At 39.3% G+C, this 14,477-nt stretch carries 15 protein-coding genes; 5 read left to right on the top strand and 10 right to left on the bottom strand.

Annotated elements, in window-relative coordinates; translation table 11 throughout:
* Window positions 1–55: 55 nt before the first annotated feature.
* The 4 genes from B3I52_RS00465 to B3I52_RS00450 form a co-directional block, all read right to left on the bottom strand.
* Window positions 56–1,570 (bottom strand): succinate CoA transferase, encoded by a 1,515-nt coding sequence (locus B3I52_RS00465; RefSeq protein WP_293297261.1) that lies wholly within the window; start codon window positions 1,568–1,570, stop codon window positions 56–58.
* A gap of 69 nt (window positions 1,571–1,639) precedes the next feature.
* Complete coding sequence (locus B3I52_RS00460) at window positions 1,640–2,470, bottom strand: helix-turn-helix domain-containing protein (protein WP_293297259.1); 831 nt, start codon at window positions 2,468–2,470, stop codon at window positions 1,640–1,642.
* 82 nt (window positions 2,471–2,552) lie between these two features.
* Window positions 2,553–2,855 carry a hypothetical protein gene (locus B3I52_RS00455; protein WP_293297256.1) on the bottom strand — a complete coding sequence of 101 codons (303 nt, stop codon included), beginning with the start codon at window positions 2,853–2,855 and terminating at the stop codon, window positions 2,553–2,555.
* A gap of 81 nt (window positions 2,856–2,936) precedes the next feature.
* A complete protein-coding gene (locus tag B3I52_RS00450; RefSeq protein ID WP_293297254.1) occupies window positions 2,937–3,650 on the bottom strand; it encodes a pirin family protein in 714 nt (237 codons plus the stop codon).
* Between the two features lie 222 nt (window positions 3,651–3,872).
* On the opposite strand from B3I52_RS00450, the gene B3I52_RS00445 reads away from it, so the two are divergent.
* Window positions 3,873–5,015: a putative sensor domain DACNV-containing protein gene (locus B3I52_RS00445; protein WP_293297251.1), complete on the top strand. Its 1,143-nt coding sequence runs from the start codon at window positions 3,873–3,875 to the stop codon at window positions 5,013–5,015.
* On the opposite strand, the gene B3I52_RS00440 is transcribed toward B3I52_RS00445, so the two are convergent.
* From B3I52_RS00440 to B3I52_RS00420, 5 genes are all read right to left on the bottom strand, one after another.
* Window positions 5,016–5,177: a hypothetical protein gene (locus B3I52_RS00440; protein ID WP_293297248.1), complete on the bottom strand. Its 162-nt coding sequence runs from the start codon at window positions 5,175–5,177 to the stop codon at window positions 5,016–5,018.
* 162 nt (window positions 5,178–5,339) lie between these two features.
* A complete protein-coding gene (locus B3I52_RS00435) occupies window positions 5,340–6,581 on the bottom strand; it encodes a glutamate-5-semialdehyde dehydrogenase (RefSeq protein ID WP_293297247.1) in 1,242 nt (413 codons plus the stop codon).
* Between the two features lie 81 nt (window positions 6,582–6,662).
* Window positions 6,663–7,739 carry a glutamate 5-kinase gene (proB, locus tag B3I52_RS00430; RefSeq protein ID WP_293297246.1) on the bottom strand — a complete coding sequence of 359 codons (1,077 nt, stop codon included), beginning with the start codon at window positions 7,737–7,739 and terminating at the stop codon, window positions 6,663–6,665.
* A 145-nt stretch (window positions 7,740–7,884) separates the two neighbouring features.
* Window positions 7,885–8,094, bottom strand: coding sequence for a heavy-metal-associated domain-containing protein (locus tag B3I52_RS00425; RefSeq protein WP_293297244.1), 210 nt, complete (start codon window positions 8,092–8,094; stop codon window positions 7,885–7,887).
* A 97-nt stretch (window positions 8,095–8,191) separates the two neighbouring features.
* A complete protein-coding gene (locus B3I52_RS00420) occupies window positions 8,192–10,612 on the bottom strand; it encodes a heavy metal translocating P-type ATPase (RefSeq protein ID WP_293297243.1) in 2,421 nt (806 codons plus the stop codon).
* 203 nt (window positions 10,613–10,815) lie between these two features.
* Here B3I52_RS00420 and B3I52_RS00415 point away from each other — a divergent pair, with 203 nt between their 5' ends.
* The 3 genes from B3I52_RS00415 (at window position 10,816) to B3I52_RS00405 (ending at window position 12,955) form a co-directional block, all read left to right on the top strand.
* A complete protein-coding gene (locus B3I52_RS00415; RefSeq protein ID WP_293297241.1) occupies window positions 10,816–10,926 on the top strand; it encodes a phenylalanyl-tRNA synthetase subunit alpha in 111 nt (36 codons plus the stop codon).
* Between the two features lie 151 nt (window positions 10,927–11,077).
* A complete protein-coding gene (gene rlmD, locus B3I52_RS00410; protein WP_293297238.1) occupies window positions 11,078–12,511 on the top strand; it encodes a 23S rRNA (uracil(1939)-C(5))-methyltransferase RlmD in 1,434 nt (477 codons plus the stop codon).
* A gap of 36 nt (window positions 12,512–12,547) precedes the next feature.
* The gene (locus tag B3I52_RS00405) at window positions 12,548–12,955 is read left to right on the top strand and encodes a hypothetical protein (RefSeq protein WP_293297236.1); all 408 of its coding nucleotides are present in this window, start codon (window positions 12,548–12,550) and stop codon (window positions 12,953–12,955) included.
* A 141-nt stretch (window positions 12,956–13,096) separates the two neighbouring features.
* Here B3I52_RS00405 and B3I52_RS00400 read toward each other — a convergent pair whose 3' ends face one another.
* Window positions 13,097–13,807 (bottom strand): head GIN domain-containing protein, encoded by a 711-nt coding sequence (locus B3I52_RS00400; RefSeq protein WP_293297233.1) that lies wholly within the window; start codon window positions 13,805–13,807, stop codon window positions 13,097–13,099.
* A 131-nt stretch (window positions 13,808–13,938) separates the two neighbouring features.
* Here B3I52_RS00400 and B3I52_RS00395 point away from each other — a divergent pair, with 131 nt between their 5' ends.
* Window positions 13,939–14,448: a phosphoribosyltransferase family protein gene (locus B3I52_RS00395; RefSeq protein ID WP_293297230.1), complete on the top strand. Its 510-nt coding sequence runs from the start codon at window positions 13,939–13,941 to the stop codon at window positions 14,446–14,448.
* The last annotated feature ends 29 nt before the right edge of the window (window positions 14,449–14,477 follow it).

The raw sequence follows: 14,477 nt of genomic DNA, 5'->3' as shown, positions 1-14,477 counted from the left end.
TGAATTCCAATCTGGGCATTTTGTTTTTTCTTTTGGTGTTACTCTGCAAAAATACTTACGCCGTCACCGTTTTTTTCATGCTACCCGTCTCTCTTAAGGATGTATGCCAACTAAATGCTTCTTCTAAAATATGTGGCGTTTGCCCGCCACGTTCTGCACAGGCCCTATCAAAGTAGCTTTGCATTGCTGTTTGGTATTCAGGATGCACACACTTATCAATAATTACTTGTGCCCGTTGTCTTGGTGCCAGGCCACGTAAATCTGCTAAACCACGTTCGGTTACAATGATGTCCACATCGTGTTCGCAATGGTCAACGTGTGACACCATGGGCACGATACAAGAAATTTTATCGCCTTTGGCCATTGATGTAGTTACGAAAATACTGAGGTACGAGTTACGGGCAAAATCGCCAGAGCCGCCAATACCGTTCATCATGTGTGTGCCGCTTACATGGGTAGAGTTCACGTTGCCGTAAATATCGCACTCTAAAGCAGTATTAATGGCGATAATTCCTAGCCTTCTAATTACTTCTGCCGCATTGCTAATATCCTGAGGACGCAATATTACCCTGTTTTTATATTTAGCGAAATCTGAAAATATCCTTTCGTAATATTCATGCGAAACAGTAATGGAAGAACCCGAAGCGAACAGTAATTTGCCCGAATCTAATAAGTCGAACGTACTATCTTGCAGTACTTCAGAGTACATGGTTAAATCTTCGAAATCGCTATGCGTAAAGCCGGTTAAAACAGCATTTGCTACTTTGCCAATGCCCGCTTGTAACGGCAGTAGCGATTTGGTTAAATTTCCTTTGGCTACTTCTTGGTTAAAGAAACGAATTAAATGGTTGGCAATAGCCGTGGTAGCTGCATCTGGTGCTTCAATTTCTGCCGGGCTATCTGTTTTCTGCGTAATTACAATCCCTGCAATCTTATCTGGATTAATGGCGATATGATCCGTCCCAATTACAGCATTTGCTTTGGTAATAGGTATGGCTCTTCTGCTCGGGTATTCGCCAGTAGAAAAAATATCGTGCACGCCTTTGATAGAAAGTGGCACCGATAAATTAAGCTCTATGATCACTTTTTCGGCCAAAGCGGCGAAAGAGGCAGAATTTCCTACCGATGTGGTTGGGATAATACTGCCATCTTCGGCTATTAAGCAGGCTTCTAATATGGCGATGTCAATTTTGGGAAAATTATTGGCTCGTAATAAATTAGCCGTTTCTCCCAAATGTTGGTCTATAAAAAACACTTCGCCTTTATTAATTGCCTTTCGCATAATAGGATCCACTTGGAAAGGTAAACGTAGGGACAATGCTTTGGCTTCTGCAAGTGCGCCATCCGTTCCCTGTCCCAAAGATGCCCCTGTCATTAGGGTTACTTTTAACGGGTCGGGATGAACTTTTTGTGCTCTTTCTGCCAAGGCCATTAATACAGCTTTGCTATCTCCAGCTTTTGTAAAGCCACTAGATGCAACAACCATTTTATCTTTAAACAGCATGGCCGCTTCTTCTGCGGTCATAATTAACTGTTCTAATTCCTTTTTTCGTATTCTATTTTCGTACATACCATTTGGCAATTAACAAATGTATGGGGTATCAGTTTTGGCTGTTTATTATTTAATGACAAAATACTATTAAATTCTGTCATTTTGTGTTTTTAAGCTAAAGCCATCGCTTCTTTTTGCATAAATAGATGGACTTGTACCTAGTATTTTCCTAAAAGTGGCACTAAATGTTGGGATACTGTTATAGCCTACCAATGCAGCTACTTCCTTAATTTCCATTTTTTGGTCTAGTAATAAATTTAGGGCTTTTAACATGCGTTGAATGGTATGGTATTGTACAAAAGACATCTCGATATCAGCTTTAAAAAGCCTAGATAAACTGCGTTCGCTAAAACCAAATTGTTGGGCAAGTTGTGGTAATAATATTCCCTGGTGCATATATTCGTCCATGTGTCGTATAATTTGAATGAGCCTTTTATCGCCCGGCATGGGTAGTTTTAAACGAAGTTTGTTTTGGCTAAGCTGCGGTAGTATTAATCGTAACGAAGCTACAAAGCTAAATGCGGTTTCTTGTTCGGCTAAGATATCGCCATTCCATTGGTTAGAGAAAATAAGCATTTGTAACAGTAAATCAGTTACAGGATAAATGCCTACTTGCATATCAAAATTATTGCCTTCTTTAACAGGGAAATAAAGGTTGCGCATAATTATTGAAGTAGAACCCGGATGAATGCTGTGCATTAGCCCGGCAGGTATCCACATGTAATGCCTAGCGGGCAAAAAGTAGGTGGTGCCTTGCACTTTTACATGTACTAATCCACCTTCGGTGTAAAGCAATTGGTCTTTATTATGTTGATGTGGTTCAATGCCATCTTCGCCCATAAAATCGTGCATGCAATAAATGCTGTGGGGCATTTTATCAACTTCTGTGAGGTAATAATCTTTAGCAGTTTTTGCCATAGGATTTACAGTTTTTCATTTGTTCAAAAGTAGGTGTGCAAATTAAGGCTAAAGTTCTTGGTAGTCAACCCATAAAATGATTTTAATCATTTCTTTCCAAAGCCTGATAAATTTCGGCGTAAAGCAAACCGCCACCGCCGCCATAATGTTTTACTACTGGCGTTTTGGTATTCAGTTTTTCGAGGTGAAGACGTAAGATATCCTCATGCTCTTGGCTAATTCCCGAGCCAATTAGAATAACATCGAATGTTTTTGCATAACAATTTTCTAAAGCATGGTTTAACGATAAAGCAATGGAAGCATGCCAGTCATCTATTTTATCTATTAAACGAGCTATGGTGGTTGCAATGGGTTGGTTAGCACACACTATTAAGATATTGGCCATTTGCTTATTTTTGTAGCCGCAAATGCACAGCTAATTTTGTTGGTTTTTAGCTGTGCATCTGTGGCTTAATTTAAAGTTTGACTAAAATTCCATTGGAACTTCCATGATTAAAAACTCGGCATCGGTACTTGCCGTTATTTCAAACTTTTCGGTGTCCCAAATGCCAAAACCATCTCTGGTACCCACGTTTTGTCCATCTATTTTAATACTTCCTTTAAGTACAAAAATGTAAGCGCCGTTTCCTGTTTTGTGCAGGTTGTAGGTTTTTGTGGTTGCTGCATCAAAACGGCCTATGTTAAACCAGGCATCTTGGTAAATCCAAACACCTGCATCATTTGCATTTGGCGAAAGTACTTGCACGAATTCATTTCTGGTGGTGGCGTCAATAGTGATTTGATCATAACGAGGCTCCACGTTTCGTTTGTTAGGGAATACCCAGATCTGCAAAAACTTAGCAGGATTTGTGGCATCTGGATTATACTCTGAGTGGTAAACACCTGTTCCGGCACTCATTACTTGTATTTCTCCAGATTTAATAGTTGCCGTAGTGCCTAAACTGTCTTTATGTTGCAATGCCCCTTCTAATGGAATAGAGATGATCTCCATATTATCATGAGGGTGCTCTCCAAAACCCATTCCGCCGGTTACGAAATCGTCGTTTAAAACTCTTAGCGCACCAAAATGGATGCGTTCTGGGTTGTAATATCCAGCAAAGCTGAAAGAGTGAAAGCTTTTTAACCATCCATGGTCTGCGGCTCCGCGGGTGTTGGCGGTGTGTAATACGGTCTGTGCCATAATTTTTTTCTCCTTTGTTGCTACAAATTTAAGGCACATCTGTGGGTAATTTCTTGATGTAAGATAAGAAACAGATTAACAGTTAAAAAGAAAGAATTACGATGCCCGAAACTATGTTCGCTATTCCATCGATTAATCATTTACTCGTTTTTACTTGTCTTTAGAACGTCATTCGTAAATCTAAAATTATAATTTGCAGAACCAAATAGATAACTTAGTAACATGATAAATAGGGCTACTTACCAAGCGGCGCAGCTAGTTGCAGCTACCATAGAAACACACTTTGCAATGCATTTGGCTGAAGCCGCTGCTAAGGGAGAAATTGACCTGGCGCCACAACCGCCGGCCCGAGTAATTGAGGCCATTTTGGATGCTGCTTTTTGGAGTAGCCTACGAAAGGAAGAAGGTCATTCGCCTAAGATTTCTATTGCATTTTTACCTCCAGAACAGGCCACAAAACCGATGCTTTTTAAGCAGAACTTGCCTTTAAACCCTACTATGTTAACTAAGTTGGCACCAGGCGTAGAACGTGGTGGCATACATATTGGTGTTTGGCACGATGGTTACGATTTATACGTTTGGGGAACTACTTTAAATATCCCAAATTATTGTTTTGTGGTAGATGTTTCGGAGCCCGCGTTGTTGGTAGTAAAACACCGAAGAATGTATGGTTTTGGCAAATTTACCAATGTGGCTGTTTTAAAGGGCGACCAAATTAAAATAGTGAACGAAAATGCTCCCAAAACGGGCGAGTGTCCGGGTATTTTATTAATGTTGCTAGACTTAACAGCCGAAGATTATTGGAATGATAGGGCGAATATACTTATCCAACTATCCGTGTCTATGCGTGCTCATGGCAGGGGAGGGGCATTGTTGGTAGTGCCACAAGAAACGGAAGATTGGAAACGTTCGGTCATTCATCCCATCAGCTACGCTTTAACCCCGCCTTTTAAAGGTTTGGCAGATTTGGCAAGAAAAGGAAAGGGAGAAGCTTCTGAAATATTTTGGCAAACCGCGTTAAAAAAAGAAATAGACCATTTGGCGGGCCTTACAGCAGTAGATGGGGCTACCATTATTACCGATGAATATGAGCTATTGGCTTTTGGGGCTAAAACGGGGAGGGCCAACAGTAGCGAACATATTCAGCAAGTTTTTTATGCTGAGCCCATTAACAACGCAGAACCAATTATAGTGCATCCGGCAAAATTAGGCGGAACCAGACATCTTTCTGCTGCGCAGTTTATTTTCGACCAGCGTAATGCGTTAGCCTTGGTTGCTTCGCAAGATGGCCATTTTACGGTTTTCAGTTGGTCTAAATCGTTAAATATGGTGCAGGCACAGCGGATAGATACTTTGTTGTTATAATTAGGCTGTAATTATAGCTAATGTAATGGTGCCTAGCAACATGATAAGCATGACCACCCTATCTGCAATTACTCTTTCTTTATAAGTAGAAAGTTTGGTTGCTTTTTTTTCGCTTACGTTCTGAAAAGATGTGGTTACTGTTTGATGTATGTTTGCGATCATGGCTTTTTCCTCCTTGTATTGGTTTACAAACAAAGACACTGCCAATTTGTGTGGATATGTGAATAAATATTTTTCTTGAAGTATTTTATTTTTCGCTAGGCGCTCGAGTTGAAGTGTTGTAGGTTTTTTGCAACAGCATTATTGCTAATTGTATTTGCGCATTTAATTTCTCACTTGCCCATCGCCGGTAACCAACCATTTGTAGCTGGTGAGTTCTTCTAAAGCCATTGGCCCACGGGCGTGTAGTTTCTGCGTACTAATTCCAATTTCGGCACCTAAACCAAACTGTGCGCCATCGGTAAATGCCGTAGAAACATTGGCATAAACTGCTGCGGCATCTACCTGGTTTAAGAACAAGGCAATATTGCCCGCATCTTCCGAAATGATAGCCTCACTATGTTTTGAACTATAAGTAGCAATGTGGTCCAAAGCTTCATGGATGTCTTTTACCACTTTTACGGCCAGTTTCAAGGAAAGAAATTCGGTGCCAAAATGCTCTGGTTTAGCTTGGTGCAGCAACGAATTTGGGTAATTTTCTTTCAGTACAGCATAGCTGATTTCATCGGCATAAAGTGCAACTTCTTTTGCAGCCAAAGGCGATAATAAAGCCGGAATATCTGCTTTGCGGTCTTCGTGTATTAAAGCACAATCTAAAGCATTGCAAACACTCACTCTTCTGGTTTTTGCATTAGTAATGATTTGCTGGCCTTTTTCTAAATTCGCCGAAGCATCAAAAAAAGTATGTACAATACCTGCACCGGTTTCAATTACCGGAATTTTACTGTTTTGGCGTACATGGTTAATTAACGATTGGCTTCCCCTTGGGATTAAAACATCGACGTAGCCTACTGCATTTAACAAAGCTTCTGTGGCGCTTCTGTGGGCAGGTAACAGCGTAAGTACGTTTTTATTAATCTGGTGTTTTTCTAATACTTCGTGGATGACTTTGCAGATGGCTAAGTTCGAGAACTCGGCATCGCTGCCACCTTTTAAAATAGCTACATTTCCGGTTTTAAAGCACAACGCAAACACATCTACGGTAACATTGGGTCTGGCTTCGTAAATAACACCAACTACGCCAAGTGGTACACGTACTTTTTTAATATTGAGGTTGTTGGGTAAGGTACGGTCTTGTATCACATTTCCCAGTGGATTTATCAAAGTAACCACATTCCTAACATCGTCGGCAATGGCTTTAATACGTTCGGCGTTTAGTTGTAAACGGTCATATTTCAGGTCGGTTTGGGGCATTTTATCCAAGTCTTTTTTATTCTCGGTAAGGATAAAATCAGTGTTGTTTACTAGTGCATCTGCTAAACTGCGAAGCACCAAGTTAATGGTTTCATTGTTTACCGAAACGATGTTTCTAGTGGCTTGCTTTGCTTCTTCGAAGTATTGGTTCATGTTTTAAAGTTGGAGTGTTGTAACGTTGGAAAGTTGAAAGGTTTTTGTTGGCACTTGTCTTCGGACAGCCACCTTTTCCGACTAGATAGCGTAAAAATAATCGTAATGTACTAGCGGTTTTTGGTTTTTCTGTCCAATACGCTCAATAGCTTTGTCCGAACCATAGCTAGCAATGCCCAACCCAATTAGTTTCTCATCCTCATCTAAAATTTTAATGATATCTCCTTTTAAGAAATCGGCCTTGATGGCAATGATACCAACAGGTAATAAACTAGTTGCTTTGCCCGAGGTAAGCACTTGTTTTGCACCATTATTTAACTGCACAATACCCGTTGCAGCGGTTTCGGCATGGGCAATCCATTTTTTTTGTCCCGATTTTATTTTATCGGCAACGAAGTGGGTATGAACAACTTTGTTCGCTAACAAATCGGTTAATACATTGTCGTTTTTACCGTTGGTGATGTGCACATTGATGCCCAATTTAGCAGTTTTTTGCGCAATGGTAGATTTGGTAATCATACCGCCTCTGCCAAATTGCGATTTACCTGTGCTTACAAAATTGCTCAAATCGGTTAATGTACCCGTTATTTTTTCTATTACTTTAGAGGTCTCAAGTTTTGGGTCGCCATCGTAGATTCCGTTAACGTTCGATAGGATAAGCAAAGCATCGGCGTTCATCATGGCTGCAATTAGTCCGGCCAGTTCATCATTGTCGGTAAACATAAGCTCGGTTACGGCAACCACATCGTTTTCGTTTACTACCGGAATTACGTTGTTCTGTAGCATAATATGCATACAGTTTTTCATGTTGAGGTAATGTACACGGTCTCTAAAATCTTCTTTAGTTACCAATACTTGTGCACATTGAATTTGATGTTTATCGAAATAACCGGCGTAGGTGTTAATCAGTTTTACTTGCCCAATGGCGGCCAACAATTGACGCGAAGCTACGGCCTCCTGTTTTTCAGAAATTTTAATTAAGCTACGTCCCGAGGCAACAGCTCCCGACGAAACTAAAATAACCTCAACACCGTTTTTTTTTATTGCCGCTAATTGATCAACTAAATGTTCAATTCGTTGGTTGTCTGGTAAACCGTTGCTTTGTGTAATTACGTTAGAACCTATTTTAACAACTATTTTTTTATACTGTAATGCCATTTCTGTGTTTAGAACTGCTAATCTACCAAATAAGTAGATTTTTTTCTAAAACAAATTGCTTTTTATAGCAACATTGCTGCCATTGCTTACCTTTAATTAAAAGCTGAACAGTAAGTAATGACAGCTTAACTTTAACGTTGTTGTTCTAAATCTTCTCTGCTTTATAACCTATTTTAGCTAAAGACTTTACCAAGTCCGCTTCATCAATATGCTCTCCAGTTACGGTTAAAACCTTGTCTGTATTTTCGGTGTCAACCGACCATTTTTCTATGTTTTCTTGGTTGTTAAGTACTGGAGTAACTTTGGCTACGCATGAGCTACAGTTTATGGTTGTTTTAAATTTTAAAGTGTCCATTTGTTAAATAAAAATTTTAAAGTGAGAATTAAAAAAAATTGAGAGCGAATTAAGCTGTGGCTAGTTTTGCGATTAACCGATTTCAATAATTAATCAGTTAAACCTGATATTTCAATCTTAAGCTGTTTGCCACCACGCTTACCGAACTTAATGCCATCGCTGCGCCAGCCCACATAGGGTCTAATAAAAATCCGTTAATTGGAAATAAAATCCCCGCCGCAATTGGAATACCGATAACATTATAAATAAATGCCCAAAATAAATTCTGTTTAATGGCTTGTACAGTGTTTTTCGAAAGTTGTATTGCTTCTGGTATTTTCGCTAAATCTGAAGAAATGATAGTCATTTTAGCTATTTCCATGGCAATATCGCTTCCCTTGCCCATGGCAATGCTCACATCTGCTTGCGCAAGTGCCGTGCTATCGTTAATGCCGTCGCCAACCATTGCTACTGTTTTGCCTTTTTGCTGTAACTGTTTTACAAAACTAGCTTTTTCGGCTGGCAGTACATTTGCCCTGTATTCATCAATGCCTAATTGCTTTGCAACAGCTTTTGCAGTTTGCTCATTGTCGCCAGTAAGCATATAAACAGCAATATTGTTTTGGTGCAGCTGGTTTATTGCTTGTTGCGATGTAGCCTTAATTTGATCGGCAATGGCAATGGCCGCCAAGGCTTTTTGATCATTACAGAAAAGAACTACGGTTTGGGCGGTTGCTAACTGTTGTTCAACCCAGTTTTTAGCTGCTACTGAAATTTCTATGTTTCGTTCTTTTGCCAATAGCTCATTTCCAATAATGTAAGTACTTTCTTCGTACTTTCCTTCAATGCCTTGTCCGCTAATGTTTTCTATCGTAATGTTTTTTAAGAACTTCGAATTGTCTTTTAAATGTGCTGTAATGGCATCTGCCAGCGGGTGTTCTGATGATTTTTCGATACTGTAAAGAATGTGCTGGTGTTGTTCGCTAAACTCTCCAAACCATTCAATAGCCGTTACTTTAGGCTTACCTTCGGTAATGGTTCCGGTTTTATCAAGTATAATTGCATTTACCTTCTTAGCTAGTTCTAAACTTTCAGCATCCTTAATCAAAATGCCCTTTTCGGCACCTTTACCTACACCAACCATAATAGCGGTAGGGGTTGCCAATCCTAAAGCACAAGGGCAAGCAATTACCAATACGGTTACAAAAGCAACAATGCCTTGGCTAAATCCGTTTTCGCCACCAAAAATTACCCAAAGTAGTAAGCTTAAAATGGCAATGCCCATTACCACAGGAACAAATACAGCAGCAATTTTATCCACCAGTTTTTGCACTGGCGCTTTACTGCCTTGGGCATCTTCCACCATTTTAATAATATGTGCCAAAATGGTGTCGCTGCCTACTTTTTCTGCCTTAAACTGAAAGCTCCCTTTTTGGTTGATGGTACCAGCAAACACGGTCGAACCTTCGTTTTTTGAAACAGGGATAGGTTCGCCGCTAATCATGCTTTCATCCACATAAGAACTGCCCTCTACTACCAATCCATCTACGGCAATACGTTCGCCAGGTTTTACCAAAATTACATCGCCAACTTTTACAGTGCCAATGGCAATTTCTAGCTGATGTCCGTTGTTGTGAACTATAGTAACGTGTTTAGGCTGCAAACCTATTAGTTTTTTGATAGCCGATGAAGTGTTGCTTTTGGCTTTTTCTTCTAAAAGCTTTCCTAGAAGGATAAAGGCAATGACAATTCCGGCAGCCTCAAAATAAACATGAGAATAGATGCCCATTCGGTGCATGAAATCTGGAAACAGCGTAATTAGTACACTATAAATGTAGGCAGTTCCGGTACTTACGGCAACTAGCGTGTCCATATTCGCAGAGCGATGTTTGGCCTGTTTCCAGGCTCCTGCAAAAAACTGACGACCGTAAATTAGAACCATTGGGGTAGCTAAAGCCCACATAATGTAGTTTGCGTAGGGCATTTCCATAAAAAACATCCCAATTACAAATAAAGGAGCAGCTAAAATTAAGGCGCCAATAGCTCGTTTACGTAATGCCTGATATTGGTTTGCTTTAATGTTGGCAAGCGATTCTTTGGCTTCGTTGCTATCGCCTATAAGTAAGTCGTAACCCGCGGCTTGAACGGCTTCTTTCAATTCTTGCGCTGTTACCAAGCTGGGGATGTATTCTACTTTGGCAGAAGTGTTGGCGTAGTTTACTTCGGCTTTTACCACGCCCACTTGATTGTTTAAAGTGGCTTCGGTATTGGCTGCACAAGAGGCGCAAGACATGTTGGTAACCGGAAAGGTTTGTTTAATGGAGGTAACATCATAACCCAAATCCCTAATCTGTTTTACGGCAGCCTGAACTGCTTCTTCCGGGTATTTTGCTGCGGTAATAATTGCGCTGTGGTTGTTCAGTTCTACTTTGTGAGAACTAATTTCCTTAACATTTGCTAAGCCCTTATCTACAATTAATGCACAATGCTCGCTATCTACATTTTCTAAAGGAATATATATGGGGTTTTCAGTTTTCATTATTCCGTTTTTAATAACACAAAAGTAACAGCAACAGTTGACATAGATGTTACATCATTTTTGTAAAACGTTATAAGTTTTTGTAATTACTAATTGCAAATGAATTGCTTTATAATAAATCATTAGTTGACAAAAATATAACATATACCGTTTTGGTTTATGGTTCAATTTTGCTTATATTTGTTATGTTAGCATAATAAATTATGAGTCAAGAAATATTTGAGGTTTCGGTGAGGGTAGATGAGCAGTTCGATGTAAATTTTAACCTTTCGGATGGTGTTTTGGGATTAATCCTAAGCATTTTTGAAGGTTAATTTACATGGTTGATTTTAATGCTGTAGATCAGGTTTGTTGCCTGCTGGCTATTGCTTTGCTCAAACTTCCTGCCTATTTCCACTGCTATTTACTCATTCCATCATTCAAAATACAATCATTCTATCATTCAATCCTCGTATATTTGCAGCAATGAGTAGAAAAAGAAAAAATACTGAACCTATCAGGATTTCGGGTTTAAGTATTATTGATATTGCCGAAGAAGGAAAAGGAGTAGGCAAAGCCGATGAATTGGTAATTTTCGTAGATAAAGCAGTGCCCGGCGATGTGGTTGATGTACGCTTGGTAAAGAAAAAGAAAAACTTTGCAGAAGCGGTAATCGAAACTTTGCATACGCCATCCGCTTTGCGACAAGATGCTTTTTGTAGTCATTTTGGTACTTGTGGAGGTTGTAAATGGCAACACATGCAGTACAATGCACAATTAACTTACAAACAAAAAAGTGTAGAATCTGCTTTGCAACGTTTGGGCAAAATAGATGTGAGTGATATCGAACCTATTTTAGGCTCTGCCGAAAATCAATACTATCGTAATAAATTAGAATTTACTTTTTCAAACAAACGATGGCTAGATGCTGTGGATATGGCCGACCAGCCAGAAGAAGGCAGGGAAATGAATGCCCTTGGTTTTCACGTGCCTGGTAGGTTTGATAAGATATTAGGCATTGAGCATTGCTATTTGCAGGCCGATCCAAGTAACCAAATTCGTTTGAAAGTTCGTGATTATGCCTTGCAGCACCAGCTAAGTTTTTACGATTTGCGTAACCACGAAGGCGAAATGCGCAACCTAATTATCCGTACCTCAAGTACTGGCGAGGTAATGGTAGGTGTGGTTTTTGCTTATGCGGAGCAAGCACAAATAGATGGACTGATGGAGTTTTTGAAAAGCACTTTTCCTGAAATTACTTCATTGCAGTACATTGTAAATCATAAAAAGAACGATACTATTTTCGACCAAGAAGTAGTTACTTACGCAGGTCGTGATCATATTTTCGAAGAAATGCCTTTGGGTAACGGTAAAAGTGTGAAATACAAAATCGGTATAAAATCGTTCTACCAAACCAATTCAAAACAAGCGTACGAGTTATACCGTATTACCAAAGAATTTGCCGACTTAAAAGGCAATGAGCTGGTTTACGATTTATACACTGGCGCTGGAACTATCGCCAATTTTGTAGCCCATAGTGCCAAACAGGTGGTTGGCGTAGAGTATGTGCCATCTGCTATTGAAGATGCAAAATTCAATTCGAAGCTTAACGGAATTGAAAATACTATTTTTTATGCTGGCGATATGAAAGACATCCTGACCAGAGGGTTTATTGCTGAGCATGGAAAACCAGATGTAGTCATCACAGATCCGCCAAGAGCTGGTATGCACCAAGACGTAGTGGAGCGATTGCTAGAAATGGAAGCCGATAAAATTGTTTATGTAAGTTGTAATGCCGCTACACAAGCCAGAGATTTGGCCTTACTAACTGAAAAATACGAGGTGGCTCGTATTAAGCCAGTAGATATGTTTCCGCATACGCAGCACGTAGAAAATGTAGTGTTGCTTAAGCTTAAATAAAATTGAAAAATTACTAACGAAATCAAATTTTAAGATATGGAATCGGAAGAGTTGTTGGGTGGAGTAACCCCAAACGGAGGAAAGCAGGAGCAAGAAAAGAAACAAAGCCCTTTAGTGAGTTTGGAAAAAGATTTAGCTTTCTATGCCGAATCGATTAAAGAGGTGGCTGTAGAGATTATGGTAGAAGGAATATCGGCTGCGCCTATTTTTGTTGCTCACCAACACGAAGTAAAGCTGGGTGAAGTGATTTTGAATAGAGAAGAACTAAATACCAATTGGACTATCCAAGCCTCTACTTTAGAGGAATTTATAGAAAAAGGAATTATTAAGCCCGAAAAGAAAGAACATTTTTTGAAGAATTATAAAAAGCCAGAAGATTATATGTGCGTTTTTGTAATTGTACCAGAAGGCGCTAACTTTATCTACTATCCTTACGTTAAATAATGCGATTAAGGTTTAATGAGGTTAAAAAGGCCAATATTGCAATGCAGTATTGGCCTTTTTCATTAACAACTAAATTTTCTCCACCTTAATATAATGGCATTGGGTATATTAATATGGTTTTTACTTTTAATGTGCTGTGTTTTAATTTACATGAGTAATGTCGGCGCTTTTAGAGTTTGAAACTTTCTTTAGTGCGGCATTGCCTTTGTAGTGTATATCGCTGCCACCCGTAGCATTGGCTGTTAGTCCCTTGTTTACATAAACATTCGCATCAGAACCACCACTAGTAGTTACTTGCGCATAGTTCACCTTAAAATCAAAAGCATCTACGTCGCTGCCGCCGCTGGTGGTTAAAATCATATTTTCGGCAATACCTTTCAGGGTAATGTCGCTACCGCCACTCGAAGAAATAGAAATGTCTTTGCAAACGATGTTTAAATCTAAATCGGCACCGCCAGAAGATTTAATACTCATTTTATCGGTATTAATGGTGCTTTTAGTTTCTACATCGCTACCGCCCGAGGCTGTAATTCCATTAAGTTTTTTTACCGTAACATAAGCACGAATTTCAGCACCTCTAAATAAACGCCCCCAATTAATGCCTTCTTTATATTTAATCGTCAAGTTGTTTCCCTCTTGTTCAACTACCACATCGTTAATCACTTCTTCTCGTCCTTTAATCACCACACTTTCAGTATTTCCTTGCGTTAAGAATAAATCAATTCCACTGCTTACGGCAATGCTCGTAAAGTTTTTAGAACTTATAGTTCTAGTGTTTTGCGCAGCTGCGTTTAGGGAGATAAAGCCGGCCATAAACAAGCCGCCTACTTTTAAAAGGAAAGAATTTTTCATGATATTTCGAAAATTGGTTTAACCATTAGACGTTTGCAACAGGCAAAACGTTGCATCGGGTTGCTAAAAAAAAAATCAGTATTTGATATTGAGGCTTAAAATCGTTCTTTTGTATAATAAATCTCATAAAAATGCCGCAAAACCAAGTGCTTATTTTAGACAAGAAGCAAATTCAGCAAAAAATTAATCGAATTGCCTATCAAATATTAGAAGATAATATGGATGAAAAGGAAATCATTATTGCCGGAATATGGGATAGAGGCTACAAACTGGCCATTCGCTTAGAGAAAACACTAAAAGAAATATCTGAATTTAAAACCACTTTATTGCGGATTGACCTAGAAAAGCAAAGCAGCAAGCTGGTAGCCAAAACAGACTTGCCAGAAAGTAACTGGAAAAACAAAGTTATTATTTTGGTAGATGATGTTTTGAATAGTGGTAAAACCCTAGCCTATGGTTTGGGTGTGTTTTTAAATACGCCGCACAAGAAAATTAGAACCGTGGTTTTGGTAGATCGTAGCCACAAAATATTTCCAATTGCAACAGATTTTGTTGGTTTGCAACTGGCTACCGTACTTAAAGAACATGTAGATGTAATAATGGATGTGGAGGGAGAAGAAGATAAGGTTTACTTGAGCTAAAATAATTTTATAGAGGTCATAACTTAACT

The organism is Pedobacter sp. UBA4863, from assembly GCF_002399615.1.
GTDB lineage: Bacteria > Bacteroidota > Bacteroidia > Sphingobacteriales > Sphingobacteriaceae > Pedobacter.
This window is presented reverse-complemented; position numbering and strand designations above follow the sequence as displayed.

What these genes read in the sequence shown, in the direction of transcription:
- B3I52_RS00465 (WP_293297261.1), bottom strand. Translation starts at nt 1,570, where the DNA reads ATGTACGAAAATAGAATACGAAAAAAGGAATTAGAACAGTTAATTATG.
- B3I52_RS00460 (WP_293297259.1), bottom strand. Translation starts at nt 2,470, where the DNA reads ATGGCAAAAACTGCTAAAGATTATTACCTCACAGAAGTTGATAAAATG.
- B3I52_RS00455 (WP_293297256.1), bottom strand. Translation starts at nt 2,855, where the DNA reads ATGGCCAATATCTTAATAGTGTGTGCTAACCAACCCATTGCAACCACC.
- B3I52_RS00450 (WP_293297254.1), bottom strand. Translation starts at nt 3,650, where the DNA reads ATGGCACAGACCGTATTACACACCGCCAACACCCGCGGAGCCGCAGAC.
- B3I52_RS00445 (WP_293297251.1), top strand. Translation starts at nt 3,873, where the DNA reads ATGATAAATAGGGCTACTTACCAAGCGGCGCAGCTAGTTGCAGCTACC.
- B3I52_RS00440 (WP_293297248.1), bottom strand. Translation starts at nt 5,177, where the DNA reads ATGATCGCAAACATACATCAAACAGTAACCACATCTTTTCAGAACGTA.
- B3I52_RS00435 (WP_293297247.1), bottom strand. Translation starts at nt 6,581, where the DNA reads ATGAACCAATACTTCGAAGAAGCAAAGCAAGCCACTAGAAACATCGTT.
- proB (WP_293297246.1), bottom strand. Translation starts at nt 7,739, where the DNA reads ATGGCATTACAGTATAAAAAAATAGTTGTTAAAATAGGTTCTAACGTA.
- B3I52_RS00425 (WP_293297244.1), bottom strand. Translation starts at nt 8,094, where the DNA reads ATGGACACTTTAAAATTTAAAACAACCATAAACTGTAGCTCATGCGTA.
- B3I52_RS00420 (WP_293297243.1), bottom strand. Translation starts at nt 10,612, where the DNA reads ATGAAAACTGAAAACCCCATATATATTCCTTTAGAAAATGTAGATAGC.
- B3I52_RS00415 (WP_293297241.1), top strand. Translation starts at nt 10,816, where the DNA reads ATGAGTCAAGAAATATTTGAGGTTTCGGTGAGGGTAGATGAGCAGTTC.
- rlmD (WP_293297238.1), top strand. Translation starts at nt 11,078, where the DNA reads ATGAGTAGAAAAAGAAAAAATACTGAACCTATCAGGATTTCGGGTTTA.
- B3I52_RS00405 (WP_293297236.1), top strand. Translation starts at nt 12,548, where the DNA reads ATGGAATCGGAAGAGTTGTTGGGTGGAGTAACCCCAAACGGAGGAAAG.
- B3I52_RS00400 (WP_293297233.1), bottom strand. Translation starts at nt 13,807, where the DNA reads ATGAAAAATTCTTTCCTTTTAAAAGTAGGCGGCTTGTTTATGGCCGGC.
- B3I52_RS00395 (WP_293297230.1), top strand. Translation starts at nt 13,939, where the DNA reads ATGCCGCAAAACCAAGTGCTTATTTTAGACAAGAAGCAAATTCAGCAA.